Source organism: Rhizobium sp. ZPR4 (genome assembly GCF_040215725.1).
Lineage (GTDB): Bacteria > Pseudomonadota > Alphaproteobacteria > Rhizobiales > Rhizobiaceae > Rhizobium > Rhizobium rhizogenes_D.
Map to the genome: position 1 here is coordinate 1,608,528 of NZ_CP157968.1, position 13,489 is coordinate 1,622,016.

Genomic DNA, 13,489 nt, shown 5'->3' on the forward strand with positions numbered 1-13,489 from the left:
CCCTCCTTCCCGTGCACCGGCAGTCGTGCTCCTCGTTGCCGGCGCTTGTCCGCTTAGTTGAGGCTCTCGAATTGAACCATGTTATCCTTCGTCACCAGCTTGAAGGGGATCCACACTTCGCGGTCGATCTTCTCGCCCTTGATGGCCTTGATCGCCGTATCGACGGCGCCGCGGCCTTGCGCCTTGGCGTCCTGGAACACGGTGACCTTGAGGTCGCCAGACTTCATCGCCTGCAGTGCATCCGGCGTTGCATCGATGCCCGCAACAATAGTCTTATCGGTCGAACCGCCGGCATTCTTGATCGCTGAGATCGCGCCGAGCGCCATTTCGTCGTTGTTGGCAATGACGGCATCGAACGAAAGGCCTGACGTCAGCCAGTTCGATACCAGATCAGCGCCATCGACACGGCTCCAGTTGCCGACCTGCTCGCGGACCACCTTGATGCCGCTGCAATCGCCGGCCTTGAGCACATCGTGAACATCCTGCGTCCGCTGGCGGGCTGCCTGGCTGCTAAGGTCGCCAACCATGACGACGACATTGCCCTTGCCGCCGAGCATGCGACAGACTTCCTTCGTCTGAAGCGTGCCGGATTCGGTTTCATTCGATCCGACGAATGCCTGCTTCTTGCCGAGCGTGGAGAGATCGGTCGGCTGGATATTGACGTAGATCAGGGGAATGCCGGCATCTTCGGCAATCTTGCTGATCGCCGGCGTGCCGTCCGAATCCACGGGATCGACGATGATGGCGGAAACGCCACCGGCTGCGAAGTTGCGCACCTGATCGAGTTGCTTGTTGACGTCGTTGGCAGCGTCCACCACCTGCAGGTCGAGGCCCTTGGTCTTGGCGTAATCCTGCATGCCATTGGCAATCAGGGTCTGGAAATTGGTCGTCAGGTAGCCCATCGAAACGCCGATCCTATCGGCGGCGTAGGCTTGCGACGACAGCACGAGCGCGAGCGCGCTTGCACTCAAAAACTTCAGCATGTTCTCCTCCCAGGAAACAGCGGCCCAAATGACCGCCTGGAAAAAGTTACCGATGGAGCCGATCCGCGTCCGGGAGTATTTTGATGAAAAACCATCAGGCCGAGGGCTCTCGACCAAGCGAATACATCCGCTTTGCAGTGAAACGCGCCCATGATCAAAACCCATCATCGAGCCGACTGGCCAAGCCCCAGGATTCATGATCTGAGCAAGCCACTGGTACGGGAGGACCTATGCAGAATTTGCTCATATTCCAGTCACTCTGGTCCATGGAGCGACGTAGCGCGAACTATCCGGAGCTTTCCCTGGAGGAAACCATCGATAAGATCGCAGCGGCCGGCTTCGATGGCATCAGCGCCCACTGGTACGATCGCAACGTCGTCTCCCGCATCGCGGGTCTGCTCAAGCAGCATGGCTTGCAGGTGGAGGGGCAATGCTTCCCGAAGACCATCGACGATCTGAAGCCTGCGCTGGAGATCGCGGCCGAATACAACGTCCATCACATCTGTCTGCAGCCAGACGTGCGCCTTCGACGACTTGAAGATTGCATTCCGCTGCTGGAGGGCTGGCAGCGGCTGGCGGAAGAGGCCGGCATCGATGTCTGGATCGAAACCCATCGCGACCGCATGACGACAGATCTGTTCTTCACGCTCGACCTGCTCGACCGGCTGCCGGACCTGCGGTTGCTGGGCGATATCTCCCATTTCCTTGTCGGGCGGGAGTTCGCCTGGCCGGTGTCAGACGAAAACCATGCACTTATCCATCGGATATTGGACAGCTCCTGGGCCTTCCATGGCCGCGTTGCCTCCCGCGAACAGGTTCAGATCGAAATTTCCTTCCCACATCACAGACCCTGGGTCGATCTTTTCCTCGGCTGGTGGGAATATGGTTTCAAAAGCTGGCGGAAGCGCGCCGACAAAGACGCGACGCTAGCCTTTACTTGCGAACTGGGGCCGAAGCCTTATGCAATCACCGGAAGGGACGGTGAAGACACCACCGACCGCTGGGAAGAATCACTGCTGATGAAGCAGGAAATACGTGATTTGTGGGCGAGAACCGCCAGCTAATAAGTTAAGAAAAGCATCAACAATAGACTATTGATTTTGGAGGATTTTCCATGGACGTAAGAGCAGCGGTAGCGGTTGCGGCTGGCAAGCCGCTCGAGGTGATGACGGTTCAGCTTGAGGGGCCGAAGGCCGGTGAAGTGCTGATCGAGGTCAAGGCGACCGGCCTCTGCCACACCGATGACTTCACACTCTCGGGCGCCGATCCGGAAGGCCTGTTCCCGGCCATTCTCGGCCATGAAGGCGCCGGCATCGTCGTCGATGTCGGTCCGGGCGTCACCTCGGTCAGGAAGGGTGATCACGTCATTCCGCTTTATACCCCCGAATGCCGCGAATGCCCGTCGTGCCTCAGCCGCAAGACCAATCTGTGCACGGCGATCCGCTCGACGCAGGGCCAGGGGCTGATGCCGGATGGCACCTCGCGCTTCTCGATCGGCAAGGACAAGATCCATCACTATATGGGCTGCTCGACCTTCGCCAATTACACGGTGCTGCCGGAGATTGCCGTTGCCAAGGTCAACCCCGACGCCCCCTTCGACAAGATCTGCTACATCGGCTGCGGCGTGACCACAGGCATCGGTGCGGTCATCAACACCGCCAAGGTGGAGATGGGCGCAACCGCGATCGTCTTCGGTCTCGGCGGCATCGGCCTCAACGTCATCCAGGGGCTGAAGCTTGCCGGCGCCGACATGATCATCGGCGTCGATCTCAACAATGACAAGAAGGCCTGGGGCGAACGCTTCGGCATGACGCATTTCGTCAATCCGAAGGAGGTCGGCGACGATATCGTGCCCTATCTCGTCAACATGACGAAGCGCGGCGCCGACCAGATCGGTGGCGCCGACTATACCTTCGACTGCACGGGCAACACCAAGGTCATGCGCCAGGCGCTGGAAGCAAGCCATCGCGGCTGGGGCAAGTCCGTCGTCATCGGCGTTGCCGGCGCCGGCCAGGAGATCTCGACGCGTCCGTTCCAGCTGGTGACGGGCCGCTCATGGATGGGCACGGCCTTCGGCGGCGCGCGCGGCCGTACCGACGTTCCGAAGATCGTCGACTGGTACATGGAGGGCAAGATCCAGATCGATCCGATGATAACCCACACCATGCCGCTCGAAGACATCAACAAGGGCTTCGAGCTCATGCACTCCGGAAAAAGCGTCCGCGGCGTCGTGATATACTGACGGCGTAAACGACCCCCGCCGGAAGTTTTTTGGCGGTCCGAGCGACGGATAAGCCAAGGATCATCGTTCAAGACGTACGCCGGCCTCGTGATGGGGTCGGCGGCTTGAACATGAATGGCCTTCAGGCAAAAGGATATGCCCATGACCAGCAAGCTGCTAGGTGCGACCGCCGCCGCTCTCTTCGCCCTGTCTTCCGCAACCGTGGTCTTCGCGCAAACGACGACACCCGCAACGCCAGCTCCCGCCACGACCCCTTCCACATCGGCGCCATCGTCGACCATGCCGTCGAAGGATGAGATCAAGACGGCGCGGCAAGCCTGCCGACAGGATGCAACGGGGCAGGGCCTCAAGGGCCAGGCACGCAAAGACGCTGTCAAAAGCTGCCTGCAGCAGAAGTATCCGGTCCTGGCAAAACGCAAGACATGCCATGACGAAGGCACCGCCAAGGGTCTGGAAAAGAAAGCACTGCGCGATTACGTCAAGCAGTGCATCACCGCGAGCTGAACAGCGTACAGCGCTCACGGATCCTCACTGGACCTGTTATACAATGACAGTCCGCTCTACGGGGCGGACTACTTGCCTCGCACAATCACTGTATCCGTCACGTCCCCCTTTTCCTTCAAGGCAAGCCTCCTTATCTCCCTCGCAAGGATATAGATTTCAGGACGCGACGTGCTTTTCCATCCAGACAGACTTTCATTCGGCATTGTCCTGCCGGCGCAAACGAGAACTGCAGCCGACATACAGTTCGATACTCAGCTCGGTATCGCAGCCCAAGCCGACAAATTGGGTTTCGATGCGCTGTGGGTGAGGGATGTTCCGCTTAACAGCGAAAGCTATCCCGATCCGATCGGGCATGCCGATCCGTGGGTCTTCCTCGGAGCCTTGGCCGCGTCCACATCCAAGATAGCGCTGGCGACGGGCGCGATCGTGTTGCCTTTGCGGCATCCGCTCCATATCGCCAAGGCCGCGCTATCCGTCGCCTCCGTGTCGAAAGGTCGGTTCGTCCTCGGTCTCGGTTCGGGAGACCGGCCGAGCGAATATGACGTTTTCGGAGAGGATATCGAGAACCGCAAGGCGCTCTTTCAATCGCATTGGGAACGCCTCGCCGCTGCGCTCAGTCCGGATCAGAAGGTCGTCGATGCAAGCGATCGCGTGCGAAACGAGTTCGCCATTAGGCCCGCGCTGCAACAACCACCCATTCCCATGGTGGCGGTGGGTTCATCGTCGCAATCCCTCGAATGGATCGCCCGTCAGGCGACAGCCTGGATGACCTACTACCGCCCGCTACCCGTACAGAAAGACCGGTTGGCGCTTTGGCACAATGCTCAGGCTAAGGTAACCAAGGATTTTCGCGGCTTCGGCCAGTCCATGGTCCTGGAACTGCTCGATAAGCCTCAGGCCTCCTATGAGGAGATCAATCTCGGCGGCAGAACCGGCAGGCGAGGGCTGGTCGACGCCTTGTCGGCGATGCGTGCAGCAGGCATTCATCACGTCGCCTTCAATCTTGTCGCGCAGGGGCGCCCGCCCGGGGAAACCATGGAGGAGATAGCCACGGATATTCTGCCGGCCATGCGATAGCTTCAGCGAATTGCCCTCGATGGTGGCGTCATGGAAATCATGTCCATGGGACGCTGGCTTTTGCAGCCCTTGCCACCTATCTTTCCGCTGAAACCAAAAAGGGCCGACTTTGCTTCTCGAAATTTCCATCGTCATCATTCTTACCCTCCTTAACGGCGTGCTTGCCATGTCGGAATTGGCGATCGTCTCATCCCGTCCAGCCCGCCTGAAGGTGCTTTCCGACCAAGGCAGCAGAGGTGCGACCATGGCGATGAAGTTGGCCGAGGAACCGGGCCGCTTCCTTTCAACGGTGCAGATCGGCATCACGCTCGTCGGCGTCCTGTCCGGCGCGTTCTCGGGCGCCACGCTCGGCGCTCGGCTGTCGGGCTGGCTTGCCACGCAAGGTCTTTCGGTCGCAGCCGCCGACGCCATCGGCGTCGGTTCCGTCGTGGTCGCCATTACCTATCTATCGTTGATCATCGGCGAGCTCGTTCCGAAGCAGGTCGCTCTGCGGGCGCCGGAAGCAGTCGCCAGCAAGGTCGCGCCGGCCATGGTGTTTCTTTCCCGGGCCGCAGCGCCGCTCGTCTGGTTGCTCGACATCTCGGGACGGCTGGTTCTGAGTGCGCTCGGCCAATCCGGCAAGGCCGCGGACGGCGTCAGCGACGAGGAAATCAAGACGGTTCTCGCGGAAGCGCAAAGCGCCGGCGTCATCGCGACGGAAGAGCAGGCGATGATCTCGGGCGTCATGCGATTGGCTGATCGAACCGCAAGAGCATTGATGACACCGCGCCGCGACGTGGAGGTCATCGATATCGAGGACGGTTTCGAGGAGATCCGCGAACAGTTACGCCGCACCGAAAAGGCGCGGCTGCCGCTGCGTAAGGATAGCTCCGACGAAATCGTCGGCGTGCTGACCACCAAGGATTTCTTTGATGCGCTGGCTTCTGGCGGTCAGGCCGACATCCTGAAGCTTGCCAAACAGGTGCCGATCGTTTCGGACCTTTCTAGCGCCCTTGACGTGGTAAAAGCGCTGCGTCGCTCTTCTTCGCATATGGTGCTGGTCTATGATGAATACGGCCACTTCGAAGGCGTCATCACATCAGGCGATATCCTTGAAGCTATTCTGGGAGCCGTTCAGGAGGAAACCGATGCCGGCGGCGAGCAGGCTCTCGTCCGCCGTCACGACGGCAGCTATCTCGTGTCCGGCTGGATGCCCATCGATGAGTTCGCCGATTTCATGAACCTGCAGATCGAAGACGATCGCGACTATCAGACGGTCGCAGGCTTCATACTGCAGGAGCTGCGCCATCTTCCGGATGTGGGCGAAAGTTTCTCGAAGAACGGCTGGCGCTTCGAGGTCGTAGATCTCGATGGCCGTAGGATCGACAAGCTACTGGTGAGTGCGGATGACGCCGATCGCGAAGCCGATCACTGAAATTCATCCGAAAGACGGCTCGTCGTTTTGCTGCGGGCTTTGCGGTAGTCACCCGCCCTTATCTTTCCTGCTTGGCCCGCGCTCGTGCGCTCGCTCCAACATGGTCGACTCGATCAACGAATCCTCGCGCCCGCGCTATCCGAATAAAAGCCCGCCAGCGGGGCTTCTCGCAAAAATACTCCGGCGAGAATGGCGCAAGCACCATATCGATATCGTTGAAAGCGCGCTGACGGCCGAGATCAGAACCAAGGCCTGGCTCCAATGCTATTCCTCCGGTAACGGCGTAATCCAGACCGCAGGCATTCAGCTTGTGGAGCACAGAAATGACCCGTTGGGCATCAGCGGCTTCCAGAAACGGATCAAGTCGCATTGTCATTTCCGAATCACTCCGCTCATGGAACACGCCATTCGCTGATAGTGGAATGCAAGGCGCCCATATTTGGAAGCAAACACAATGGGCAATGCCGCGTTTTATCCCGAACAGCCGCAGTTTGATGAAATACGTTTTGCGTCGGAAGACCGTGCTCTCCAGATGGTACGAAAGTTCCATAACATAGATTATCTGATTTCAGCTGTAGCGGAGGTACATTCTATTTCCAAGTGCGAGATGCCAGTGATTACAATGGTTTCGCTTTGGAGATTCTGGCATGGCCGGATGATATTGGTAACTGCCTCTCGCCGATCGGCTGCCCCTTCAGCATCTCTTCGAGTGCAAGGTTTCATTCAACGAGATCAGTCCGTCAGTCGGTAAGTCTCGGCAGATCGTCGCGCGATTTAGCGACGGGCTCAATGCCCATCCCGAGCAACAGCGTCTTTCGGGACCGTGTCGACCAGATTCTTCCGATGGAAGATGAAAAGCCCGGCAAGGACGATGATGACGGAGCCGATGATGATCTGGGTATCGGGAATATCGCCGAAGAAAACGAAGCCCAGCACGATTGCCCAGACAAGCAGGCTGTATTGAAGCGGAGCCAGGAGCGACGCCGGAGCAAGCTTCAGGGATCGGGTTATCAGCATGTGGGCGCTGCCGGCAACGATGCCAAGAGCGAGCATGGCGCCAAGATCGAGCGCCGATGCCGAACGCCAGTCGCCGATGCTGATCACCAATCCGGCGATGAGCGCACCGACCGTCTGCCACGCGACGAGCGTCGCATCGGGTGTCTGCCGCAACCGCCGCCCGAGCACCAGGGTCAATGCGAATGCAAGGCTGCCGCCAAGGCCGAAAAGCGATGGCCAGGAAAACATTGCCGCCGAAGGTCTGAGAGCAATCAATACGCCGATAAAGCCGACGAAAACCGCCAGCCAGCGCCGCCAGCCGATCCTCTCATTCAGGAAGAAATGTGAGATCGCCGCCACATAGATGGGACCAGCCATATAGAAGGTCATGACATCGGCAAGCGGCAGATAGGCGACAGCGGCGTAAAAGAGAGCGACGTCGAGCGTCGTCACGACGACACGCAAAAGCTGCAACGGCGGCCGTTCGAGGCGAAAAAGCGCGTCGCTGCCCTGCCGCGCGATCATCGGCACCAGAATAATGAACGAACCGAAAGAGCGGATCACCAGAATTTGGCCGACGGAGAAACTCGCAACGAGCCACTTGCCCATGGCGTCGTTCAGAGAAAACAGGAAGTCGCCGAAAAGCATCATCAGCATGCCGGCAAGCACAAGATTGCCGCTTGTTACGGCTTTGCCCACGCGCATACTATTTTGTCCTTGCGAATCCAGCGTTTCCACCACCTGCGCTTTAGCCGGTTTTGCCCCCTACCCGCAATGGCATTCATCGCCAACGTTTCATCCCGAAAATGCATTGACTTCCACAACGCAAGCATCCGCGCACTCATTGTGGGCAAACACGATCTTCCTGTAAAACTTGAGCGGATGTTTATAAATTCGGTTATATGATAACATTTATGTGAACAGAGAAACCAACCCTCGCCTGCGACGAAGGTCGACATGCCTATACGCTTTCATTGTTGCAGAATTGCCTGCCGATATTGTCCGCTTGCCGGGTGAGAGAACATAAATGATGCAGCCGCCGGATGGATCGCCAGAGCCTAAGCACCGAGATCAAGACGGTGAGGACGAGCAGGTCCGCGAGCCGTTTGAATCGCTTCAGGCTCGGTATCTGTCTCTCGCCGAGCGTTACGAATGGCTCGAGGCGATGATCAACTACGTGCCGGACTATATCTATGCCAAGGACAGGAGCGGCCGGTTCCTTTTTGCCAACATGGCGATCGTCCTCAACAATGGTTTCACGCATGTCGACGAACTGATCGGCCTTACCGACGCCGAAATTCACCCGATGGCCGACGCCCACAAGATCGAGGAAGTCGAACGACAGGTGATGGAAAGCGGCAAAGCCGATCTCGGCGTCGAAGAGCGGCGCCTCAAGGGTGAAGGCTGGCTCATGATGTCGCGAGTGCCGCTGCGCGATAGAAACGGCAATATCATCGGCGTCGTCGGAGCATCCCGCGATATTTCCGCTCGAAAACGGGCGGAAAAATTGATGAGCGCTCAAACGAAACTTCTGCAGGATGTGGCCCGAGGCGTCGATCTCGATGTGTTTCTCAAGGAGGCCCGGATGCTTCTTGAGGGCTTGCTCAATGGCAGACGGGTCAGTTTCGCTCTCGACGGCGAGCAAGCCGAGCCCCTTGCCGGCGACATCCTGGAATTTCCCATTTTCTCGCGGGACGGTGGCCAGCATGGGGCCTTGGTAACGGTGCAAACCGATGGCGATGAAGCCGGACTTATGGAATTCTTCGCTGGCATAGCGCAGACAGTTGGAATAGCCATCGATCGCCATCGGGACATCGCCCATATTGCCTATCTGGCCGAACATGATGCGCTCACCGGCCTGCCCAACCGCATGTTGCTCGACCGCAAGCTCAGCGCCCTGCTCGAAAAAGCAGCACGGAAGCGAAGGTCTCTGGCCGTTGCCTTTGTCGACCTGGACAATTTCAAGCTGGTGAACGACACCCTAGGCCATGCGGCTGGCGACGAATTGCTGACGGTGGTTGCACAGCGCATATCGACCCATATCGGCGCTCGCGGCATCGTCTCGCGGATCGGTGGCGATGAATTCATCATCGTTCTAGAAGAGTCCCCTGAGCCGATATATGAAAGACTCGCGGCCGTTCTGGCAGACATATCCAAGCCAATGGTCGTACAAGGGGTCGAATTCCGCGTGGGCTGCAGCATTGGTGTGGCCTGCGCCATGGAGCATGGCAAGACGGCTTCGGAACTGTTCGCGAATGCCGACATGGCACTCTATCGTGCCAAGGAAGCCGGGCGCAACGCCATTCGCCTGTTCACGCCGGCCATGGCGGAGGACGCCCGCAACAAGCTGATCCGTATCGAGGAATTGCGGCGTGCTGTGGAGCGGGACGAATTCGTGCTCCATTATCAGCCACAAAAGGAAGTTCGCAGCGGTAAGGTCATTGGTGTCGAGGCCCTTGTACGGTGGCAGCATCCTACCCAGGGCTTGTTGCTGCCTGGCGCCTTCATTCCGCTCGCCGAGGAAACGGGGCTCATCGTCCCGCTCGGCGAAATCGTTTTGCGCAAAGCCTGCCAGCAAGCCCGGTTATGGCAAGATCGCGATCTGCCCGCGCTGCGTATGGGCGTCAACGTATCGGCCCGGCAATTCCTGGAGAGTTCGCTGACAAGCCAGGTCGCGTCCGCGCTGCAATCTGCGGATCTCGATCCGCAATGGCTTGAACTCGAATTGACGGAAAGCTTGATCATGCGTGATGTCGAGGGCGCCATAGAGCGGATGCATGAGCTGAAGAAGCTGGGTGTCAGCCTTGCGATTGATGATTTCGGCACCGGATATTCAAGCCTGAGTACCCTCAGACGCTTTCCGCTTTCCCGCTTGAAGATCGATAGATCGTTCATTGCCGATATTCCGGAAAAGCCCGGCGATATGGCTATTACCTCCGCCATCGTATCGCTTGGCAGAACACTCGATCTGGAGGTCGTAGCGGAAGGCGTCGAGACCGAGGAGCAGGCCCGTTTTCTCGAAGGCGCTGGATGCGAACTGCTTCAAGGTTATCTGTTCGCCCGCCCCCTTCCCTCGTCAGAGATCGAAAGCCTGATTGCTGGAACGGCTGCGAAAGCTGGGTAGATATTTGCCCGAGAGCGGCTTGGCGCTTGCCGTACGCGGACGCGTGTCAAGGAAATGTCACGATCTCTATCCAGTTCGCGCCGGCGTTGACCGGGTATCGGCCGACCAGGCCGAGACCACCATCGGCTTGGTCGATAGCATAGACCGACAGCCTGTCGGATTTCTCGCCGGATGCGACAAGAAACTGGCCCGACGGATCGATGCGAATGCCGCGCGGCTGCTGTTCGGTTGGATAGCTTTTGACGTGGGTCAGTCTGCCGCTGCTTGCGTCGACGTGGAAAAGTGCAATCCGGCTGGTGGTTCTCTCCGTCGTATAAAGAAATTTGCCGTTCGGCGTGACGCCGATATCCGCGGCCCAGACCTTCGGTTTGCCGTCGTCTGCTAGCGCCCCGGCCGGCGCAGACGAACCGGATATCGCCGGACCGGCCGGCGCGATGCCTGGTGACAGTCCTGCGCCCTCGGGAATGGAAGCAACACTTTCGATCTCGCTCAACGTGCCCTTATCGGTATCGAGCGCATAGTGGATGACATGGCCGGTCAGTTCCGTCAGGACATATACGGCCTTATTGTCGGGCGAGACGGCAATGTGCCGCGGACCAAAACCAGCACCGGTTGTAACCTGTGTCGGATCGTTCGGCTTCAGTATCCCGGTCTCGGGGTCGAGAGTGAATTGCTGCACAGCATCAGAACCGAGATTGGTGGCAAAGACATATTTGCCTGTCCGGTCACTGACGATCGAATGGGCATTGCGTCCGGTTGCGATCACTTGCTGAGCCTGCGCGGTGACCAGCCCGTTCTTGCCGATGAGCAGCACGGCGATCTTGCTGCCGCCATAGGAAGCAGCAAATAGAAGCCCGCCCGTCGGATCGAGGGAGACGTAAGCCATGCTGTCGGGTAGAGCGGCGACGGCCTCCTGCCTTAGCCTGCCACTCTCGGGGTCGATCACCAGCGTCAATACCCGGTAAGGCTGCGCGCGGATGACGGCATAGAGATGCCGCCGGTCCGGACTGACAGCCATCGGCATGACCATCTGACCAACATCCACGCTGGATATTGGCGTGAGCGTGCCTGTCGCCCCGTCCATCCTGTATGCATCGATCGTTCCGGCGACTGCCGTCGAGACATAGACGAATGTGCGAGATACACTGGAAGAAGTCTGAGCCACGGATCACCCCGTCCGAACGTCCCCGCCGATTTAACCGGCAGTGCTTCGGATCCTCTAGCAAATATCATGCGGCTGCCACCGAATGCGCGAAAACCCGATAGTCGTCATCGCGCCTCGATTTACGTCGCCAAATACTCGGAGCGCCTCTTCCGAGAGCGCGTTTAATATCATATGACATAATATGACCATAACAGCGTGTCGAGTATTATTGCGCCTGCAGCTCGGCCAGGAGGCGATAACGGCGCTGGCTCGCCAGCATATGTGCCCGCATCGCCTGGCGCGCTCGCTCCGGGTCCTGGTCCGCGATCGCAGCCAGAATTTCCGCATGCTCGGCATGCACCTTCTCCAGATAGGCGCGATCATTCGCTTCAGGCAATGTCGGAAACTGTCCGCGCGGGATGGTTCGGGCGCCGAAATGCCGGAGTACATCGACATAGAAGCGGTTGTTCGTGGCCGCCGCGATCGCCATGTGGAATTCATAATCCGCTTCGACGGTCGATAGTCCCTGCTCGATCAGCAGCGCCATCTTGCGGTTGGCAGCTGCAATTGCCGCCTCCTGTTCGGCCGTTCGGCGATAGGCGGCGATTGCCGCCGCTTCGCCTTCCGCAGCCATGCGGAATTCGAGCAATTCCAGCGTCTCGGGGATGCTTTTGACCTCGATGGGCGTCAATAGCAGACCGGATCGTGCCGACGTTTGGGAAACAAATACCCCCTTGCCTTGAACGGGCTGGACAAGGCCGGCAGCACGAAGGTCCGCAATCGCCTCGCGCACCACAGTCCGGCTGACATCGAAGGCCGCTTCGAGCTGCGGTTCCGTCGGAAGCTGGTCGCCGGCCTGAAGCTTGCCAGTCTCGATCTGCATGCGCAGTTCATCGATGACCCTTTGTGCCAGCCTTTGCCTCGCCCGGACATTTGTCGTCATTCCCGATCCCCGATTCTATTCCTGCTGTTCAACCGCAGCCACTTCTTATAGTCAACGTTAAGTCATAATACGAATAGTCTTAACATGGGGCGCATCGAATGCAATTGGTGCGGACAGGGCGATTAGATTTCCCAGTCGGAGGTATATGTTCTGGATCTCAAGCCCGATGATAGCTCCAGCTTGACCTCGATCGTTTTCCGCAGCCTTGCCGCAAGAGCGTCGGAAAGGATGGCGCCGTCGATCCAATCCCTCTCCGTGGCATAGACGACATAGGGATTGATCACGCATTTGAAATCGAGCATCAGCGACATGGCGAGGCTTCCATATGCCATATAGCTATGCGGGAGCCCACCGGAACAGACGAAAGTGACGATCTGGTCGAACCAGGCCGATTTTCGTCCGCCGGCACCTGTCGCACCGGTAAGCTCGATCAGGCTCTTGGCAACACTGCCCACCGACCAATTGTAAATGGGCACGGCGAGCAGCACGCCATCCACATCGCGAATTGCACGATACAGCCTGTCGTATGAAGGATGCTCATAGCAGTTCAAGTTGTCGAATACAGGCAACTCGAGATCCTGAAGATCGATAAACTCAACCTCGGCCCCCTTTTCCCGCAATAGGTTTTCTGCCTCACGAGCCATCCGGCGACTCCGGCTTTCCGGGTCCATGCTGCAGGACAGAATCGTGATCTTCGGTTGCTGCATCTCTGCCTTGCTCCGTCGCGAGTGGCACTACGTGAAACCGCACTACACCTTAGGATTAAGCGGATTCTTCACGTCAACAACTGACTTTTTCCGCGTAATCGCTGCATTCCATCGATGTCACCTACATCGCACACTGTCAAAACGGCATTTCCCAAGCCAGCTCATTTGCTGCCGCCGCACAGATTGCATTCTTTAAAATCAGTAATAATTACAGATACTTACCTGTATATCTTCAAGCAGAATTTTCTCAATGGCGGCAACGCGCCATACCGCGACCACATGATTTCCGCACAATCATATTGACATTTGTCGAAAGCACTTCGAATATTGTCAACATCGGCGCTGAACGATGATC

12 protein-coding genes and 1 pseudogene are annotated in these 13,489 nt (G+C 58.2%); 8 read left to right on the forward strand and 5 right to left on the reverse strand.

The features are described 5' to 3' along the window. Positions 1-53: 53 nt before the first annotated feature. Entirely contained in the window at positions 54-983 is a 930-nt protein-coding gene (locus ABOK31_RS26980; RefSeq protein ID WP_174172943.1) for a sugar ABC transporter substrate-binding protein, read from the reverse strand. A 230-nt stretch (positions 984-1,213) separates the two neighbouring features. Between ABOK31_RS26980 and ABOK31_RS26985 the strand changes: the two genes are divergently transcribed. The 6 genes from ABOK31_RS26985 to ABOK31_RS27010 all read left to right on the forward strand — a co-directional run bounded on the left by ABOK31_RS26985 (position 1,214) and on the right by ABOK31_RS27010 (position 6,635). Then, positions 1,214-2,047 carry a TIM barrel protein gene (locus ABOK31_RS26985; protein ID WP_349959837.1) on the forward strand — a complete coding sequence of 278 codons (834 nt, stop codon included), beginning with the start codon at positions 1,214-1,216 and terminating at the stop codon, positions 2,045-2,047. A 50-nt stretch (positions 2,048-2,097) separates the two neighbouring features. Continuing rightward, entirely contained in the window at positions 2,098-3,225 is a 1,128-nt protein-coding gene (locus ABOK31_RS26990; protein ID WP_349959838.1) for an S-(hydroxymethyl)glutathione dehydrogenase/class III alcohol dehydrogenase, read from the forward strand. A 141-nt stretch (positions 3,226-3,366) separates the two neighbouring features. Then, positions 3,367-3,729: a PsiF family protein gene (locus ABOK31_RS26995; RefSeq protein ID WP_349959839.1), complete on the forward strand. Its 363-nt coding sequence runs from the start codon at positions 3,367-3,369 to the stop codon at positions 3,727-3,729. Between the two features lie 168 nt (positions 3,730-3,897). Beyond that, positions 3,898-4,806, forward strand: coding sequence for a TIGR03571 family LLM class oxidoreductase (locus ABOK31_RS27000; RefSeq protein ID WP_349959841.1), 909 nt, complete (start codon positions 3,898-3,900; stop codon positions 4,804-4,806). A 109-nt stretch (positions 4,807-4,915) separates the two neighbouring features. Further along, the gene (locus ABOK31_RS27005; protein ID WP_349959843.1) at positions 4,916-6,220 is read left to right on the forward strand and encodes a hemolysin family protein; all 1,305 of its coding nucleotides are present in this window, start codon (positions 4,916-4,918) and stop codon (positions 6,218-6,220) included. Continuing rightward, a complete protein-coding gene (locus ABOK31_RS27010; protein WP_349959845.1) occupies positions 6,192-6,635 on the forward strand; it encodes a hypothetical protein in 444 nt (147 codons plus the stop codon). The genes ABOK31_RS27005 and ABOK31_RS27010 overlap by 29 nt, the downstream gene beginning before the upstream one ends. A 371-nt stretch (positions 6,636-7,006) precedes the next feature. Here the strand turns inward: ABOK31_RS27010 and ABOK31_RS27015 are convergent, their stop codons facing one another. Next, positions 7,007-7,921 carry a DMT family transporter gene (locus ABOK31_RS27015; RefSeq protein WP_349959847.1) on the reverse strand — a complete coding sequence of 305 codons (915 nt, stop codon included), beginning with the start codon at positions 7,919-7,921 and terminating at the stop codon, positions 7,007-7,009. A 460-nt stretch (positions 7,922-8,381) separates the two neighbouring features. Between ABOK31_RS27015 and ABOK31_RS27020 the strand changes: the two are divergent. Then, a pseudogene (locus ABOK31_RS27020) lies at positions 8,382-8,663 on the forward strand (PAS domain-containing protein); the annotation flags it as partial. A gap of 306 nt (positions 8,664-8,969) precedes the next feature. Next, the gene (locus ABOK31_RS27025) at positions 8,970-10,340 is read left to right on the forward strand and encodes an EAL domain-containing protein (RefSeq protein ID WP_234910105.1); all 1,371 of its coding nucleotides are present in this window, start codon (positions 8,970-8,972) and stop codon (positions 10,338-10,340) included. 46 nt (positions 10,341-10,386) lie between these two features. On the opposite strand, the gene ABOK31_RS27030 is transcribed toward ABOK31_RS27025, so the two are convergent. The 3 genes from ABOK31_RS27030 to ABOK31_RS27040 form a co-directional block, all read right to left on the reverse strand. Continuing rightward, complete coding sequence (locus tag ABOK31_RS27030) at positions 10,387-11,505, reverse strand: lactonase family protein (protein WP_349959849.1); 1,119 nt, start codon at positions 11,503-11,505, stop codon at positions 10,387-10,389. A 205-nt stretch (positions 11,506-11,710) separates the two neighbouring features. Beyond that, positions 11,711-12,427 (reverse strand): FadR/GntR family transcriptional regulator, encoded by a 717-nt coding sequence (locus ABOK31_RS27035; RefSeq protein WP_349959850.1) that lies wholly within the window; start codon positions 12,425-12,427, stop codon positions 11,711-11,713. Between the two features lie 122 nt (positions 12,428-12,549). Beyond that, positions 12,550-13,071: an NAD(P)H-dependent oxidoreductase gene (locus ABOK31_RS27040; protein ID WP_349959852.1), complete on the reverse strand. Its 522-nt coding sequence runs from the start codon at positions 13,069-13,071 to the stop codon at positions 12,550-12,552. Positions 13,072-13,489: the final 418 nt, after the last annotated feature.